This is a genomic window from Thioclava nitratireducens (genome assembly GCF_001940525.2).
GTDB classification, from domain to species: Bacteria; Pseudomonadota; Alphaproteobacteria; order Rhodobacterales; family Rhodobacteraceae; genus Thioclava; species Thioclava nitratireducens.
The window spans coordinates 3432241-3449486 of record NZ_CP019437.1 but is presented as its reverse complement, the minus strand read 5'-3'; the positions used below and the strand labels follow the sequence as shown (position 1 = coordinate 3449486).

General features: G+C 65.1%; 13 protein-coding genes and 1 tRNA gene. 7 read left to right on the top strand and 7 right to left on the bottom strand.

What is annotated here, in order from left to right; all coding sequences use genetic code 11:
* Positions 1 to 9 precede the first annotated feature (9 nt).
* The 4 genes from BMG03_RS16435 (at position 10) to BMG03_RS16420 (ending at position 4420) form a co-directional block, all read left to right on the top strand.
* On the top strand, positions 10 to 2850 hold the full coding sequence (locus BMG03_RS16435) for a helicase-related protein (protein WP_075774085.1): 2841 nt from the start codon (positions 10 to 12) through the stop codon (positions 2848 to 2850).
* A 9-nt stretch (positions 2851 to 2859) separates the two neighbouring features.
* Positions 2860 to 3150: an RNA-binding S4 domain-containing protein gene (locus BMG03_RS16430; protein WP_075774086.1), complete on the top strand. Its 291-nt coding sequence runs from the start codon at positions 2860 to 2862 to the stop codon at positions 3148 to 3150.
* A gap of 101 nt (positions 3151 to 3251) precedes the next feature.
* Positions 3252 to 3590 (top strand): ferredoxin FdxA, encoded by a 339-nt coding sequence (gene fdxA / locus BMG03_RS16425; protein WP_075774087.1) that lies wholly within the window; start codon positions 3252 to 3254, stop codon positions 3588 to 3590.
* Between the two features lie 320 nt (positions 3591 to 3910).
* Positions 3911 to 4420 (top strand): CarD family transcriptional regulator, encoded by a 510-nt coding sequence (locus tag BMG03_RS16420; protein WP_075774088.1) that lies wholly within the window; start codon positions 3911 to 3913, stop codon positions 4418 to 4420.
* Positions 4421 to 4508: 88 nt separating this feature from the next.
* Here BMG03_RS16420 and BMG03_RS16415 read toward each other — a convergent pair whose 3' ends face one another.
* The 4 genes from BMG03_RS16415 to BMG03_RS16400 all read right to left on the bottom strand — a co-directional run bounded on the left by BMG03_RS16415 (position 4509) and on the right by BMG03_RS16400 (position 12442).
* Positions 4509 to 6401: a monovalent cation:proton antiporter-2 (CPA2) family protein gene (locus BMG03_RS16415; protein ID WP_075774089.1), complete on the bottom strand. Its 1893-nt coding sequence runs from the start codon at positions 6399 to 6401 to the stop codon at positions 4509 to 4511.
* Between the two features lie 124 nt (positions 6402 to 6525).
* Entirely contained in the window at positions 6526 to 9834 is a 3309-nt protein-coding gene (locus tag BMG03_RS16410) for a hypothetical protein (protein ID WP_075774090.1), read from the bottom strand.
* 218 nt (positions 9835 to 10052) lie between these two features.
* Entirely contained in the window at positions 10053 to 11336 is a 1284-nt protein-coding gene (locus BMG03_RS16405; RefSeq protein ID WP_075774091.1) for an O-acetylhomoserine aminocarboxypropyltransferase/cysteine synthase family protein, read from the bottom strand.
* A 101-nt stretch (positions 11337 to 11437) separates the two neighbouring features.
* Positions 11438 to 12442, bottom strand: coding sequence for a hypothetical protein (locus BMG03_RS16400; RefSeq protein ID WP_075774092.1), 1005 nt, complete (start codon positions 12440 to 12442; stop codon positions 11438 to 11440).
* Positions 12443 to 12610: 168 nt separating this feature from the next.
* Here BMG03_RS16400 and BMG03_RS16395 point away from each other — a divergent pair, with 168 nt between their 5' ends.
* Entirely contained in the window at positions 12611 to 12916 is a 306-nt protein-coding gene (locus BMG03_RS16395) for a hypothetical protein (RefSeq protein ID WP_233242987.1), read from the top strand.
* Between the two features lie 78 nt (positions 12917 to 12994).
* Here BMG03_RS16395 and BMG03_RS16390 read toward each other — a convergent pair.
* Positions 12995 to 13078, bottom strand: a tRNA-Tyr gene (locus BMG03_RS16390).
* Positions 13079 to 13206: 128 nt separating this feature from the next.
* Between BMG03_RS16390 and rlmB the strand changes: the two genes are divergently transcribed.
* The gene (gene rlmB, locus BMG03_RS16385; protein ID WP_075774093.1) at positions 13207 to 13980 is read left to right on the top strand and encodes a 23S rRNA (guanosine(2251)-2'-O)-methyltransferase RlmB; all 774 of its coding nucleotides are present in this window, start codon (positions 13207 to 13209) and stop codon (positions 13978 to 13980) included.
* Positions 13981 to 14173: 193 nt separating this feature from the next.
* Positions 14174 to 14593 (top strand): CoA-binding protein, encoded by a 420-nt coding sequence (locus BMG03_RS16380; protein WP_075774094.1) that lies wholly within the window; start codon positions 14174 to 14176, stop codon positions 14591 to 14593.
* A gap of 73 nt (positions 14594 to 14666) precedes the next feature.
* On the opposite strand, the gene BMG03_RS16375 is transcribed toward BMG03_RS16380, so the two are convergent.
* Both BMG03_RS16375 and BMG03_RS16370 read right to left on the bottom strand, forming a co-directional pair.
* Positions 14667 to 15851, bottom strand: a complete 1185-nt coding sequence (locus BMG03_RS16375) for a DegT/DnrJ/EryC1/StrS family aminotransferase (RefSeq protein WP_075774095.1) — start codon at positions 15849 to 15851, stop codon at positions 14667 to 14669.
* 91 nt (positions 15852 to 15942) lie between these two features.
* Positions 15943 to 17244: an NAD(P)/FAD-dependent oxidoreductase gene (locus BMG03_RS16370; RefSeq protein WP_075774096.1), complete on the bottom strand. Its 1302-nt coding sequence runs from the start codon at positions 17242 to 17244 to the stop codon at positions 15943 to 15945.
* Positions 17245 to 17246: the final 2 nt, after the last annotated feature.

Here is a 17246-nt window from a genome sequence, read left to right as displayed (position 1 = left end):
GGAGCTGCGATGCAAGGCGGGCGGATCACGGCCGTTCTGGGGCCGACCAATACCGGCAAAACCCATTACGCAATCGAGAGGATGCTGGCGCATCGGACCGGCGTCATCGGACTGCCGCTGCGGCTCTTGGCGCGCGAGGTCTATGACCGGATCGTCGCGCAGCGCGGCCCCTCGGTCGTGGCGCTGGTCACCGGCGAAGAACGTATCGTGCCCGAGCGGACGCAATATTGGGTCTGCACGGTCGAGGCGATGCCGACGGGGATCGGCGCTGATTTCCTTGCCATCGACGAAATCCAGCTATGTGGCGATCCCGAGCGGGGCCATGTCTTCACCGATCGGCTGCTGCATGCGCGCGGGCTGCACGAGACGCTGTTCCTCGGCTCCGAGACGATGCGCGGGGCGATCGCGGCGCTGGTGCCAAAGGTGCAGTTCACCAAGCGCGAGCGGTTTTCCGAGCTGACCTATTCCGGTTCGAAGAAAATCTCCCGGATGAAGCCGCGCTCGGCCATCGTGGGGTTTTCGGTCGAGAACACCTATGCGATCGCGGAGCTGATACGCCGCCAGAAGGGCGGCTGCGCGGTGGTGATGGGGGCGCTCTCGCCCCGCACCCGCAACGCGCAGGTCGCGATGTATCAAAATGGCGACGTCGACTATCTGGTCGCCACCGATGCGATCGGGATGGGGCTCAACCTCGATATCGACCATGTCGCGTTTTCGGCCACGTCGAAATTCGACGGGCGGCGGATGCGTCCGCTTTTCCCGCATGAACTTGCGCAGATCGCAGGTCGCGCCGGGCGCCACACCACCGATGGCACGTTCGGGGTGACCGGCGAGGCGCGGCCGCTGCAGCCCGAGGTGATCGAGGCGGTCGAGAACCACCGTTTCGCGCCGCTGCAGAGGCTGCAATGGCGCAACGCGCGGCTCGAATTCGGTACCGTGGACCGGCTGATCCAATCGCTCGACGCGCGGCCCGCCGAACGCGATGGCGGCGAATGGCTGACCAAGGGACGCGAGGCCGACGATGCGCGCGCGCTCAAGGTGCTGGCCGAGGATCCGGCGATCCGCGACCGCGTCACCAGTCCAAAGGACGTGCAGCTTCTCTGGGATGTCTGTCGAATCCCCGATTTTCGTTCGATTTCCGAGGCCGGACATGCAACGCTTCTGGCGCGCATCTTCGAGTTCCTGCAATCGGGCAAGGGCGTGCCCTCGGACTGGCTCGCGCGCCAGATCGAGCGTATCGACAGGACGGGCGGCGATATCGACACGCTCTCGCGTCGTCTCGCCTTCATCCGCACATGGACCTATGTTGCGCAACGCAAAGGGTGGGTCGATGATGAAAGCCATTGGCGCGAGGCGACCCGCGCTGTAGAAGACCGCCTGTCGGACGCGCTTCATGGCGCGCTGACGCAAAGATTTGTGGACCGGCGCACCTCTGTGTTGATGCGCCGGCTCAAGCAGAAGGAGACCCTCGTGGCCGAGGTGAACGACAAGGGCGAAGTGACGGTGGAAGGCGAATTCGCGGGCCGTCTGGAAGGATTCCGGTTCAAACAGGACGAGACCGGCTCGCCAGACGAGGCGAAGATGCTTGCCCGCGCGGCGTATGAGGCGCTCGCGCCCGAGTTCAATCTGCGCGCGGACCGCTTCTACAATGCGCCCGATACGGAGATGGATTTTACCGAGCAGGGCGGCCTGATGTGGGGCGACACCGCTGTCGGCAAGCTGGTGAAGGGGCCCGATGTCCTGAAGCCGACCGTGCAGGCTTTCGTCGACGACGAGGCAGGCGCGGATGTGGCCGAGAAGGTTACGCGCCGTCTACAGCATTTCATCGACCGCAAGGTTGCCGCCCTGTTCGAGCCGCTTCTGGCGATGAGCCGCGACGAAGAGCTGACGGGTCTCGCCCGTGGCTTCGCGTTCCGCATGGTGGAATCGCTGGGTATCATCCCGCGCGAGCAGGTCGCCGCCGAGGTGAAGGATCTCGATCAGGACGCGCGCGGTTCTCTGCGTAAGCACGGTGTGCGCTTCGGCCAATACACGATCTTCATGCCCGCGCTTCTCAAGCCCGCGCCGACGCGTCTGCGCCTCGTGCTGGCCTCGCTCTGGTCGGGCGCGGATGAATTCCCCGAAAGCCCGCCTCCGGGCCTCGTGACGATCCCGAATATCGATGCGTTCGATGCCGAGACCTATCGCCTGTCGGGCTACCGCCCCTCGGGCGCGCGGGCGATCCGCATCGACATGCTCGAACGTCTCGCCGATCTGCTGCGCACGCAGGATAGCCGCGGCGGGTTCGAAGCCAATCCGGACATGCTCTCGATTACCGGCATGACGCTGGATCAGTTCGCCGATCTGATGGGCGGTCTGGGCTACAAGGCCGAGAAAGGCGAGCGCGCGAAGGTGAAAGCCGCCGATCTTGAGAAGGCCGAAGAGCAAGCCGGTGCCGAGGCCCTCAAGACCGAGCAGGCCGACGAGGCGAAAGCCGAGGCCGGCGGCGGCGAGCAGCCTGCCGAGACCCATCCCGAGGCGGAGGCTGCGGCCGAGGCCGGCGGCGACATGGTGGCAGCCGATGACGTGACCAGCGACGAGGTCGAGGTCTTCTACACCTTCACCTGGGCACCGCGTCCGCGCGGCAACCGTCCGCCGCGTCGCGATCAGGGGCAGGGTGGCAAGCCCGGTGGCGAACGTGGCGAACGCAAGGGCGGCGGCAAGCCGCATGGCAAGCGCGACGGCAAAGGCAAGAAGGGTGGCAAACCGCAAGGCGCGCGCAACTTCGAGGCTCGTCCGCCGAAGAAGGACAAGCCGGTTGATCCGGACAACCCCTTCGCGGTTCTGGCAGCCCTCAAGGACAAGAAGTAACGTCCCGCCATGGCTGACGCGCCCGAGCGCATCCGCATCGACAAATGGCTCTGGCAGGCGCGGTTCTGCAAGTCCCGCGGGCTCGCGCAGGAGCTGGTGCAGGGTGGCAAGGCGCGCGTCAACGGTCAGCGCATCGACAAGCCCGGTCGGGCGATCGGCCCGGGCGATGTGCTGACCTTGCGGCTCGGCAAGGGCGAAGACGCACGAATCTGTGTGCTGCGGGTACTGGAATGTGGCACACGGCGCGGCCCCGCGGTTGAGGCTCAGACGCTTTACACCTTGCTCGAACCGGAGGGATAGGCTGTGCGCAATGCCGCAGCGAAAAGCCGGGCCTCTCTCTTGAAAGAGGGTTCATCCCCCGCTAGGACGGGGCAGGAAGCTGTTCAATCGGGGTTTCACCAATGACCTACGTCGTCATCGATAACTGCATCAACTGCAAATATACCGACTGCGTCGAGGTCTGCCCGGTGGATTGCTTCTACGAGGGGGAGAATACGTTGGTGATCCATCCCGACGAATGCATCGATTGTGGCGTCTGCGAGCCCGAATGCCCCGCCGATGCGATCCGTCCGGATACCGAGCCGGGAATGGAATCCTGGGTCGAACTAAACCGGAAGTATTCCGAGCTCTGGCCGGTGATCACCCAGAAGAAAGATCCGATGCCGGAAGCCGAGAAATACGACGGCGAGAGTGGCAAGCTGGAGAAGTATTTCTCCGAGGCGCCTGGCGAAGGCGACTGACGGGTCGGTGATTCTGACCAATTTTCCCCGATTCTCTGGGAATTGGGGCGGTTTACGCTGCGGCATTTTGTCAAAATCCCCTGCGTAACTCTTTGAAAACGCATCATATTACATATGCGCGACAGTTACGCGCTTTGAAATTCATGCGATTCTTGCTATATTACTGTCACAAATGAGTTCGACCCCACCTTTTGCGTCGCCCGCTCGCCCGCAAAAGAGATCTCGTGACTGACTGACGAACGCGGAGCTAGAGAGCCCCGTGGGCGTCGTATGCTCGCTGGATACCGGGGTTCGTGACCGGCTGCAAGGAAACGAACCGCATGACCAAAACCAAGAAGACCGAATTCCGCCCCAACGATTTCGTCGTCTACCCGGCGCATGGCGTAGGGAAGATCATGTCCATCGAAGAACAGGAAATCGCCGGGCTCAAGCTCGAGCTTTTCGTGATCTCCTTCGAGAAGGACAAGATGACCCTCCGCGTGCCGACGCACAAGGCGACCGAAGTCGGGATGCGCAGCCTCTCCTCGCCCGACATGGTGACCAAGGCCCTCGAGACCCTCAAGGGTAAGGCCAAGGTCAAGCGGGCGATGTGGTCGCGCCGTGCGCAGGAATACGAACAGAAAATCAATTCGGGCGACCTGCTCGCGATCGCTGAAGTGGTGCGCGACCTGCACCGCAGCGACGATCAGCGCGAGCAGTCCTACTCGGAGCGCCAGCTTTATGAAGCCGCGCTCGAGCGTCTGACCCGCGAAGTGGCCGCCGTTTCGGGCACCGACGAAGAGCGTGCCGCGAAAACCGTTGACGAGGTTCTGGTCGGCCGCGCCGCCTGATCCCGACACACGCGGAACTTTTCCAACGCGAGGCTTGCGAGCCTCGCGTTTTTTCATGGGCGAAGGGCAATGGAGCCGTTGCCCGCGATCACGCTTCCGGCCCGGTCTTTTCGTTGCCCGGGGCCTCGCGATCGCTTTCGTCGCGCTCGCCGCGGCGGCGGAACTGCTCCATCATTGCGGCTTCCAGCTCTGCGTTGAGCTCCTTCGTGCGCGCGATGTACTCGGCGTTCTGTTCGACCGGCACGCCCGGCTTCCAGACCTGCGCCAGGTCGCGCACGGCGGCCCGGTCGAGCTTGAAGAACAGTTTCTCCAGCTCCGAGGCTTCGAAGGCCGACAATCCCGCGTTCTCGAGCACATACCGCCCGGCGCGCAGGGAGCTGTCGAACATCTCGCGCACGATGTCATTCGCGCCGGCTCGATACAGATCGAACACATGCGTCCGGTCGCGCGCGCGGGCGACAATGTGAAGGTCGGGCCGGATGCGGCGCGCATAGGCCACGAGCTTCGTGGTCTGTTCGCGCCCGTCGAGCGCTGCGACCAGCACCCGCGCCTGATTGATGCCGGCCGCGGCGAGCAGGTCGGGGCGCGTCGGATCCCCGAAATAGCCCTTGAAGCCGAAGGTTCGCATCAGCTGGATCGTCTTGAGATCGGCGTCCAGAACGGTCGTGCGCATGCCGGACATCGTCACCAGACGGTTCACCACCTGCCCGAAACGGCCCACGCCTGCGATGATGATCGGCTGCTGCTCGTCGATCGCGTCCGGGTCGGGGCCCGGCGGCTTGCGCAGCCTGAGGCCGATCTGCTCGTGCAGGATGAACAGCAAGGGCGTGATGAGCATCGACAGCGCGATCACCACCAGAAGCTTCTCGGCCAAGGCATTCGGCAAAATCCGTTGGCCGACCGCGAAGGAGACCAGCACGAAGCCGAATTCGCCAGCCTGCGCGAGACTCAGCGTGAACAGCGAACGATCCGGCCCGCGGATCTTGAACAGCACCGACAGCCCGTAAAGCACCGCCGATTTCAGCGCGACCAGCAGGAAGACCAGCGCGAAGATATTCGCAGGCTGCGCGGTGATGACGTCGAAATTGATGCCCGCGCCCACGGTGATGAAGAACAGGCCCATCAGCAGGCCCTTGAAGGGCTCGATATCGGATTCCATCTCGTGTTTGAACTCGCTGTCGGCCAGCACGACCCCGGCGAGAAAAGTCCCAAGCGCGGGCGAGAGACCTACGAGGTTCATCAGGCTCGCGATGCCCACCACGATCAGCAGCGCCATCGCCGTGTTCACCTCGCGCAGCCTTGCGCCTTGCACGAACCGGAACAGCGGGCGCACTAGGTAATGCCCGATCAGCACGGTGAAGGCGACCGCGGCCAGCGTGATCACCGTGACGCCCCAGGCGGGCAACGAGTCGATCACGCGCGCCACGACGTGATCGCCGTGCCCAGCCTTCGCCACCGCCCGCGCGCCGGGCAGGGCCAGAAGCGGCATCAGCGCCAGCATCGGGATTACCGCGATATCCTGCGTCAGCAGCACCGCGAAGGAGGACCGCCCGCCCGCCGTCTGCATCAGTCGCTTCTCGTTGAGAGTCTGCAACACGATCGCCGTCGAGGACAGTGACAGCGTCATCCCGATCGCGAGCGAGACACGGAAATCCTCGCCCATCGTCATCACGATCGCGGTGACGAGGATCATCGTGACCAGCACCTGCAACCCGCCGAGACCGATCAGCTTGTCGCGCATCGCCCATAGCGCACGCGGCTCCAGCTCCAGTCCGATCAGGAACAGCATCATCACCACGCCGAACTCGGCGAAATGCTGCAGGTCGGTCATCTCGGCGCCGGAGAGCCCCGTGACCGGGCCGATCAGGATGCCCGCGATCAGGTAGCCCAGCACAGAGCCAAGGCCGGCACGGGTGGCCAGCGGCACTGCGATCACCATCGCGAGCAGGTACAACGTGGCTTGAAAGAGAAAGCTTTCCATCGGCGGCTTGTTTCCTTGGGCGGTGCGCGGGAGGGGGAGGGGCGCGACGCGTCTACGTCCCAGCGTAATCCAGCGCAGACCGTGCGCAAGGGTTCAAGGTCGCGAATGATTACGCCGCGCGCGTTTAGCCCTCTTGCAGCAGCTTCAGCGTCAGGCTGCGCGACCCTTTCTTATAGGTCAGCGCATTGGAGCCGATCTGCGTCACCCGCCCGCCATCCAGCCGGTCGCCCACCCCCACTTTGACGAAGCGCCCGTTCGAGAGCCGCACGAGGGCGCGGCGGTTCGACGAGGAGCCGTAAAGCCCGATCAGGTTGATCTTGCGCAGGTTGATGACGTTCTTCTCGGTCGCTTGTCTGGCGACGGAGGCAGAGGTCGGCAGGCGCGTCGGCGCGGCAGTGGGTTCCGGCTCGTCGAGATCGGCGGGCCGCGGGTCGGGCACGGGCGTGGCGACCGGGGCGCGCGCGGCAGCGGCGGCGACCGTTTGCGCGGGCTCGGCGGCGATCGCAGCGGCAAGGGCGTTCTCGACGGAACGCGAGAAGTTACGCGGTTTCGTCGGCGGGACGGCGGAGCGCGCCACCGCCAGAGCGGTCGCGCCGGCGAAGGGATCGGCGTTCTCGGCGACGGCTTCATCTTGCGCCTGCACGGCGGCGGCGACCGACTCCTGGATCGATGCCGGACGGCGCGGTGGCCGCAGTGCCGCGAGTTCAGGGTTCGCGACCGCTGCGGATTCCGAGGCGGGCGCCTGCGTTGTGGCGAGCTTGGTCACCGCGTCGGGGCGAGCCGTCGGGCGCGTCGTCTGGAGTTCGGGATTGGGCTGAAGTGCCGGGTCGAGCGCGCCTTGATCGTTCGGATCAGCCTGCGTGGCGGGATCGGTCTCATTTGGCGCTGCGGTTGCGCCGGTGAGGTCGGCGGGCTTGTCCGCGGGACGGAATCCCGACAGCGACGGGATCGCGCCGAGCGTACCTTCCGGCGTGATCGGCTGGGTCGCGGCATAGGCCTTCGCGACGGCTTCGGGGCGGGGGCCCGGAGTGACGGCGGGCGCGCCCGCGTAAAGCGTGAAGCCGCCCGGCATTTCCACTCCGTCCTCCGTCGGCGTGACAGGCGGGGTGTCTGGGGGCTGCGTGTCGCTCTGCAGCGTATCGGCGCTCGGCGGGGCGAGCGGCGTCGCGGTGAAGGCCGGAAGCTCTGCGGGCGGCGTCGCAGGCGACGCGGTCTGCGCCTCGGTTGCGGGAGCTTCGGTCGCGTCGCTTTGTGCGGTTTCGCTGGCGGTCGCGTCGTTTGCCGCAACGTCCGTTTGCGTCTCAGCCGTGGCGTCCGGAGTCTCTGCCTGCGAATTGAGCATGGTGTCGGGGGCGGTGTCCACCGTGTCCGACGCTGTGATGTCCGAAGCGGTCGCCTGCGCGTCGGCGGGCGGCTCTGCCGCCGCCGTATCGGCAGGCTGCGTGTCAGAGGGCTGTGCGTCGGCGCCGCTCTGCGTGGGCGCCTGATCCTGCGCTGGCGCGGCGGTGTCGGGCGTGGCCGTGGTGACCGCGTCGCTTTGTTCCGACGGGGCGGGTTGCGCATCAGTCGGGGCGAGCGCCGCGACTTGCTCGTCTTGAGGAGCGGGTTGGTTGGCCTGAGCCTGAGCGTCGGATTGCGTTGCCTCGGGGGCCGCCACTTCAGGAGTGGCCGGCGCGAGTGCGGTCTGCTCTGGCGCGTCACCCGCAGCCGGGGCGGACGCTTCGGCGATGGCGTCCACCGGCGCATCGACCGGTGCGGGATCGTCCAGCAGTGTGGTCCAGAGCGCGATGATCGCCAGTACCAGCACCAGCGCGCCGGTAAGCATCAGCCCGAGATGGCGCGGCTTGCCGCCAGTCGTCGGCCGCTTGGTGCCGCCGAAAACAGTCTTGTCGCTCGTACGCTCGACGATCGGCGCCGGGGTGGCGGTGCTCGCATCCGGCCCGTCCTTCGCCTCCTCGCGCAGCAACGAGGTCGCGGATTTCGCGCCGAGCGCGGTCGTCCCGCCGATCCCCGTGCGCGCCGAGGGGGCTGTAGCCTTGCCCGCTTTCGCCCCGGTTTTCTGCGGTTCTTTCGGCGTGAAACGCGGATCGGGCTCGTCGAAATCGAGCGTGGGCGCGGTGATCTTGGCGTCGCCCGATGCGATCTTGCTGCGATCGGGCATCGGGCTGAGCCGCGTGGCCCCGCCGAGCCGCGGTGGCGTGTCGTTCACGGTCACCGTCGCCGCGTGGTCGCGGCGCGAAGCGAAGGCGGCGGCGATAACGCTGGCGTCGGATTTCGGCAGATCGTCGTCGTCCTCGTCGCTTTCGAGAGCCTCGGATTGGTCGCTCTCCGCGTCGTGCGCCACCTCCTCAGGTTTGGCATCGGCCTCCGCGGCGGTCGGCAAGGCCGGTGCGGCCGCAAGGCCAGCAGCGGCGAGGGCTGTGTCCGAGGTTTCCTCGGCACTGTCCGCCTCCGCGTCGTCGGAGAGCGCGCCCTCCGGCTCGCCCTCGGCAAATTCGACCGCATCCGCAGCCTCGGTTTCCTCGGGTGCGATTTCGCCCGCCGCCACCGCTTCGGCAGCCTTGGCGGCGGGGCTTGCCGCAGCGGGCGTGTCCTCGCTCGGCGCGCCTTGCTGCGCGTCGGGCTCGGCGCCCGCCGCATCGAGCAACTCGGAGAATTCGCCCGGCTCGTCCGGCAGCGTGAGATCAGCCTCTTCCGCCGTGGCCTCCGCTCTCGCCGACTGATCCAGCGCGCTCAATTCTGCCAGTTCGGTTTCCGAGACTGCGCTGTCGTCGGAGAGCTCCGCCATGTCGCTCTGCGCAGCGGCGGTTCCCACCTCGGCGGACTCCGTCTCCGGGGCTTCTGACGGAACGGCCTCCGCCGGTGTCTCGCTTGCCTCCTCGGACAGATCGACAGCCACGATCAGCGCGGATTTGTCGGGCTCGACATGCGCACCTTCGGGAATGTACTGCGCGACCGACGAGGTCAGCCCGAATTGCGGCTCGCCGGGGAAGTCGCCGGGTTCGGGGGCGGCCACGAAGCTGACCGGGTTGAAGCCGTTCTCCTGCGCGAAGCTCTCGGCTTCCTTCAATGTCTCGCGTGCGATCACGGCGACCTGCACGGTCTGGCCGGGGCCCGCGAAATCATAGACCAGCTCGCTGACGGGGTAGGGCGTCATGCCTTCCAGCGCCGCTTCGATCTGTTTCTTGCGCTGCGCCGGGCTGGGACCGGGCGCGTAGATCGCGGTATATAGAATCTGCGTATCCGGCAGCACGAGCTTCGAAGTGAAGCCGCGCGGAGCCTGCGCCCGGGCCTTGTCGCGCAGGGCCGCGACCTCGGCCATCGGGTCGTCCCCTTCGAGCGCGGCCTCGCCCAGAAGCGTCCAGCCCTCTTTCGCGCGGTGCACCAGAGCGATGCCATCATGCGAGAGGATCAATGCAAAATCGGGTTTCATGGGTGCTGCGCGCGCCTCGGGGCGGTCCGGTCCAAGTGTTCACATCTTGGTAAAGGAGATTCGATCTTCTGAAAAGCGCCGCGACGGGGACGGAGCGGGCATTTGCCGGTTTTCCACCGTTTCAACGGCGCAGACGCGGGAAGCGACGCAAGAAATATCGGAAATGCAATCCGCGGTCATGGATGGCGCGCCGACATCGCGGCGCGCCATCTGTGTTATCAGCTGGTTGCGGCGCTCAGCGCCTGATCGAGATCGGCGATAAGGTCGTCCGCATTCTCGATCCCGATCGACAGGCGCACCACGTTCGGCGCGGCCCCTGCGGCGATCTGCTGGGCTTCGGTCAGCTGGCGGTGCGTGGTTGAAGCCGAGTGGATGATCAGCGAGCGCGCATCGCCAAGGTTGGCGACGTGGCTGAACAGCTTGAGATTGTTCACCAGCTTCACGCAGGCGTCGTATCCGCCTTTGACCGCGACGGTGAACAGCCCGCCCGCGCCCTTCGGCGAGACGGTCTTCATACGCTCATGCCACGGCGAGCTCTCCAGCCCCGCATAGGTGACGTAATCGATGCGCGGGTCCTTTTCGAGCCATTCGGCAATCGCTTTGGCGTTGGCGTTGTGCTTGTCCATCCGCAGGCTCAGCGTCTCGATCCCCATCAGCGTGTAATGCGCGCCTTGCGGGTTCATCGTCATGCCGAGATCACGCAGGCCGACCGCGATCGAGTGAAAGGTGAAGGCCATGGGCCCCAGCGCCTCGTGGAATTTCAGCCCGTGATAGGCGGGCTCGGGTTCGCTCAGCGACGGGAACTTGCCCGAGGCGGACCAGTCGAACTTGCCGCTATCGACGACGCAGCCGCCGGTGACGGTGCCGTTGCCGGTCATGTATTTCGTCAGCGAGTGGACGACGAGGGTCGCGCCATGCTCGATCGGGCGGCACAGGTAGGGGGTGGCCAGCGTGTTGTCGACGATCAGCGGCAGGCCGACCTTGTCGGCCAGTTTCGCCACCGCCGGAAGGTCGGTGATGTAGCCGCCCGGATTCGAGATCGACTCGCAGAAGATCGCGCGGGTGTTCTCGTCCACAGCCGCTTCCAACGCGTCGAGATCGTCGAAATCGACGAAGGTGCAGGACCAGCCGAAGCGCTTGATCGTGTGGCTGAACTGGGTGATCGAGCCACCGTAGAGCCGCGTCGAGGCCACGATGTTCAGCCCCGGCCCCATCAGCGGGAAGAGCGCCATGATCTGCGCCGCATGACCCGAGGAACAGGTCACGCCGCCTGCCGCGCCTTCAAGCGCCGCGACACGTTCGGCCAGCTTCATCACCGTCGGGTTGGTCAGGCGCGAATAGATGAAGCCGACTTCCTCGAGATTGAACAGGCGCGCCGCGTGGTCGGCGTCTTTGAAGGCGTAGGATGTGGTCTGGTAGATCGGCACCTGAACCGCGCCCGTCGCGGGATCGGGATCGGCCGCGGCGTGGATTTGCAGGGTGTCGAATGCGTAGTCGGACATATCGGGGCTCCTCTTTTCTTGCCGAGACGTTAGCGGCACCGGGAGAGGCCGACAAACACATTCGTTTTCGGTGATAAGAGGCCAGAGAAGGACCGCGCGGCTCAGCGCATCCAGAGCTTCGCGCGCTTGATCCGGTTACGCAGCGCCTTCTCCTGCCGTGGCATGCCTTCCTCCGCGATGATCCCGCGCAGCTTCCGGCCCTTACCCTGATAAATCAGCTTCTTGGCAGGCTCGTAAGCCTTCAGCACTTTCTTGACCCTGTTCGGGGACGTCAGCTCTTCGACAGTCGCGATCACGGTGTCGCTCTCGCGCGCGTACATCAACGGCAGCGCGCGGTAATGACAGCTGACATCGCCGTCGAGCCCATCGAGCTCGGATCCCGGGCGCCCGCCGCCGAAGGAATGGATCACCAGCGGCAGCGCAACCTGATCGAGCCACGGATCGAGCGATTGGCAGGCCAGCTCATCCGGCGTCTCGTCGCGGATGTCGCGGGCGTAGCGCAGGAAACGGTCGCCGAACTCCGCCGGGTCGGGACCGAAGAACCAGCCTGCGTTGAAATACATGTAGCGCCGCCAGTATTCGTCCGGCTGGCTCAGATCGAGCGTCTCCTCGAACCCGTCCAGCCCGAATTTGTCGTAGAGCGACTTCCAGATGCCGGTATAGCCCGGACCGTAAAGCGGCGGCTCGGGCCAGGTTCCGGTGCGGCGCATCGAGGCTGATGGGTGGTCGAAGTCGAAACCGACCTGCGACAGCGGCCCGGTAAAAACCGTATCGGTGTCGAAGAAGACGAAGGGCATCCCCGCGGGCAGGGCGGCGAGCGCCTCGATCTTGTTGCCATGGGGGTAGGACTGGCCGAAGACCTTCGACTCGAAGGGCACGATCTCGGCGCCGACCTCTTCGAGCAGCGCCCGGACCGGACCGGAGATCCGCGTCTCCTCGGACCAGCGCGGGCCGGGTTGCGGCTCGGCGATCAGCAAGCGCCCAGCGAAGTCCGGATTGGCGGCGCGGAAACTCAATACGAACAGAATCGCTTCGAATTCCAGCCGTCCCGCCTGTGCAACACAGAAGATGTTGTAGGGTTGTGAAGTCCGGTCGTTCGCCGCCATACTGCCGCCTGTCGGAGGATTTGAGCGCAGTATAGCGAGAAAGTTCAGGGGTAAAAGGTGATACAGATAAGCAAGTTAGCCGCGTTGGCGCTGTGTGGTGTCGCATTGAGCGGCCCCGCGAACGCGCAGAATTTTACCACCGCTGCCGAAGTGCGCCCGATTCTCGGCATGACCCGCGACTCCTGGGTCGCGATCCGGGAATACGGTGGCAAGGATCTGGTCTACTTCACCCATCTTCTGGCGTGGCGCTGCGGGCTGAGCGAGATTCGCTACGGTTTCAACGGTGCGCCGCCCACCAAATCGTTCAAGATGGAGAAATGCCACGAGGGCGCAGCCCAGCCCAACGCGATCTCGGGCGACAATGTCTATGTCAGCCAACCGCAGGGCTCGGTCTCCGAGGTGCGGGTGAAGCTGATCTATGACGATGGCAGTTCGGAAGAAGCACGGTTCAGCCGCAAGGCGGTGCTGCAATAAACGGCGCAACGAATGGGCGTTATTCAACACAGCGGCCCCCCGTGGGAGCCGCGTGTCACCAGTTCCTGAAAGGGGAAGTGGTGGGTGACCCTGGAATCGAACCAGGCGTGGGTCGCCCCGGCGGAGTTACAGTCCGCTGCCGCACCTTGCAGCACGTCACCCGACGCTGGGCGGGAGATACAAAAGGGGGCGGGGGGCGTCAAGAGAGAGTTTGCCGAAAAATCGCGCTCCGGATCAGAGCTTGCCAAACGAGGTCATTCCGCGCAGGTAGGGGCCAAAGGAGACCCGCGATGAAAAAGCCAGCCTGGGTGATCGATAAGGAACGCGCCAAGCGCGCTGCGGCCGCCGAGACCGTGTGGCTCTTCGGCCTGCATGCGGTGCGCGATGCGCTGCAGAACCCGATGCGCGAGCGTCTGCGGTTGGTCTGTTCGAAGAACGCCGCCGACAAACTGGCCGAGGCGATCAAGGCGTCGGGCATGGAGCACGAGATCGTCGATGTCCGCAAGTTCGACAAGTTCGTGCCGATCTCGACCGACTCCGTCCATCAGGGCGCGGCGCTCGAGGTGAAGCCGCTCGATTGGGGCGCGCTGAAGGATGTCTGCTTCGGGGCGCGCCGTGTGGTGCTGCTCGACCGCGTCACCGATCCGCATAACGTCGGCGCCATCCTGCGCTCGGCCGAGGTGTTTGGCGCGGCCGCCGTGATCGCGCCGCATCGCCATTCCGCACCCGAGACCGGCGCACTCGCGAAAACCGCCTCCGGCGCGCTCGAGCGTCAGCCCTATCTGCGGGTGAAGAACCTCTCCGACGCGATGGAGGAGCTTCGCCAGATGGGCTTCCGGCTGATCGGGCTTGCGGGCGAGGCGAAGATGTCGCTCGAAGACGGGCTGTCCGAGGCGGGAATGGAGCCGGTGGCGCTCGTTTTGGGCGCCGAGGGACCGGGCCTGCGCGAGAAGACCCGCGAGACCTGCGACCGTCTGGTGCGAATCCCCTTCGCGGGCGAATTCGGTTCGCTCAACGTGTCGAATGCCGCCGCGGTGTCTCTTTATGCATCTGCAAGTCGGTAATGGTCACAAAATCGCGATCATGAGGGCCTGGACCTTAAAAGCGGCGGGATGCGTTCCTATCTCGATGTCTGAGGCGCAGCTTCGGAACCGCTGCGTCTCTAGTTCACTGTCCCTCGTTCCGCCACTGTTGCGCCCAGCCTTCAAGGCTTGGGCGCATTTTTCTTAGAGGGCTGCGACAAAGGAGAGGTTTCAGATGCAAGACGAGATTCGCGACATTCTGGAAAGTACCAAGGTCATCGCCGTGGTCGGCATGTCCCACAAGCCGGAGCGCCCCTCTTACGAAGTGGCGCGGTTCCTGCAATCCAAGGGGTATCGTGTGATCCCGGTCAATCCTGGGCTCGCGGGGCAGCAGCTGCTGGGCGAGACGGTCTATGCCGATCTCGGCGCGATCCCCGACGAGATCGCGGTGGATATGGTCGACGTGTTCCGCCGTTCCGAGGCGGTGCCGGAGGTCGTGGACGAGGCGCTGGCGCATCTGCCCCATCTCAAAACGATCTGGATGCAGCTTGGCGTGTCGCATGACGCTGCCGCCGAGAAAGCCCGAGGGCAGGGGGTGAAAGTCGTGATGAACCGTTGCCCGAAGATCGACTATCCCCGCGTGATGGTCGGGTAAGGCGAGGGGGGGCTCTGCCCCCTCGGCCTGACGGCCTTGCCCCCGGGATATTTCGATCAAGGAGAAGACCGGATCAGCCCTTCACGGCTTTGACGGCCTCGAGAATCGCATCGGCGATGTAATCGAGATCGGGCTGCTTGAGCCGCGCGGGCAAGCGCGTATCGCAAGCGCGCATCAGCATCTCTCGGGTTTTCGGAAGCTCCGGCACGTCGCCGAGGAACTGCCAGTTCCAGAAGGCGCGCGCATTGTCTTGGCTGAGGCCGAAGACCTGCACGCTGACGCCGCGCGCTTTCGCTTCCGATTGCATCTTGCGGGCTTCGTCATCCGACCAATCGCCCGCGAGGTTGAACTGCAGCGAATCCGGGGCGCGGGTTTCGGGCCCGAGCGGCGGCGGCACGTCGAGCCAGTCGCTCGTGTTCAGCCGCTCCGCGACATAGTCGTGGTTGGCGCGACCATCGTTCACGCGGCGCTCCACTTCCGCGATCTGCGGGCGGATGACGGCGGCGGAGAGGTTCTGCATCCGGCAATTGTATAGCGGCAGCTTGTTCTGCCAGTGATGGAAGCTGTTCTGCAGGCCGGGATGCTTCTTCCAATTATGCTCATAGGCGCCCGACATGATGATCGCGCGGGCGGCGAGCTCCGGATCGTCGGTCAGCAGGATGCCGCCTTCGCCCGCGTTGATCAGCTTGTAGGACTGGAAGGAGAGGCAGCCGATCTTGCCGATGGTGCCGATCTTCTTGCCGTTCCAGAGCGTTCCGAGCGAGTGCGCCGCGTCCTCGATCACCGGCACGTCCTTCTCGGCTGCCAGTTCCATGATCACGTCCATATCGGAGGTGTGGCCGCGCATGTGAGAGATTAGCACCGCGTCGATGCTGTCGTCGAATTTCGCGCGGAAATCGTCGAGGTCGATGCGGAAATTGGAGCCGACTTCGACCAGAATCGGGACGCAATCGGCGTGGACGATGGCGGAAGGGACGGCAGCGAAGGTGAAGGCCGGGACCAGCACGCGCGCGCCGCGCGGCAGGTCGAGCGCCTTCATCGACAGGAAGAGGGCTTGCGAGCAGGATGACACCGCCACGGCGTATTTGACGCCCATGAATTCCGCGAACTCGGCTTCCAGCTTGGCGACCGGCGCGTCTTCCGAGGTGTAGCGGAACAGGTCCCCGCTGGTCAGAAGGCGATCGATTTCGGCCCGGGCGGCCTCGGGAATGGCCTCGGCGTCGTAGCAATTCGGGGCGGTCTGTCCGTCACGCGGCATGGCAAGATATCCTGAAACTGACTTTCAGAAATACTTACACTGCAGGGGGCGAATTCTCCAGTGACCTTTTCATGACGAAACCGAGACCGGCTCAAATCCCCAGTTTGTCGCGCATCGAGAACCACGTCATCGCGGCGACCAGAAGCGGGCTGCGCAGGAGCGATCCTCCCGGGAAGCCCGGCACGTCGAGGCTGGCCATCAGGTCGAAGCGTTCGGCTTGGCCCGCGACTGCCTCGGCCATGATCTTGCCCGCCATCGTGCCCATCGCGACGCCATGGCCGGAAAAGCCGCTGGCCGAGAACGCGTTTTTCAAAGGCCGTGCGAAATAGGGCATCCGGGTGCGGGTGATGGCGAGCGTGCCGCCCCAAGCGTAGTCGATCTTTACATCGGCAAGGGAGGGGTAGACCTCCAGCATCGGCTTGCGCACGGTCTGCACGATATCGGGGAACCTGTAGCCGTAGCTCTCGCCGCCGCCGAAGAGCAGGCGGTTATCGTCAGAGAGCCGCCAGTAATTCACCACGAATTTCGTGTCCGCCACGGCGATATTCTCGCGCAGCACTTGGGCCACGCGCGGGCCCAGCGGCTCTGTCGCGACGATGAAATTGTTGATCGGCATCACATGCGAAGCCACGCGCGGGGCGAGGTTTCCAAGATAGCCATTGGCCGCGAAGATCAGATGATCGGCATCGATATGGCCATGCTCGGTCTGCACGCGCACCGGCGCGCCGGGACGGATATGATGGACGAGCGAACCCTCGTGGATTTCCACGCCGGCCTTGTCGCAAGCGAGCGCCAGGGCCTGGGCGAAGTTCAGCGGATGCAGGTGCCCTGCGCCCCGGTCGATATCGCCGCCAAGATAGGCCTCCGACGGCAGAATTGCGTGCAGCGCCTCGCGGGAGAGCGGCTCCACCTGATCGTAGCCGTAATCGCGGGCCAGTTTCTCCGCCATGTGGTGGGAATGCGCGACCTCGGATTGCGTCCGGCAGGCATGGGCGATGCCGGGGTGGAAGGTCACGTCCATCTCGTATCGTGCGATCAGGTCGCGGATCAGCGCTTTCGCGTCCCCTCCGATATCCCAAAGCCTGCGCGCCATTTCTGGGCCGTGGGCTTTCTCCAGATCGTCCTGCTCCAGCCGCTGGCCCGAGCCCACCTGCCCGCCATTGCGTCCCGACGCCCCGAAGCCTACGCGATGGGCCTCGAGCAGCCGCACAGAATAGCCCTTTTCCGCCAGATGCAGCGCCGCCGAGAGGCCGGTGAAGCCGCCGCCCACCACGCAGACATCCGCCCGGTGGCGGCCCGTCAACGCGGGCCAGCGCCGGTCGGTCAGCGCGGTCGCCGCGTAATAGCTCGGCGCGTGCTCGCCCTTGCGGTCATTGGCGAAGAGCAGGTTCATCG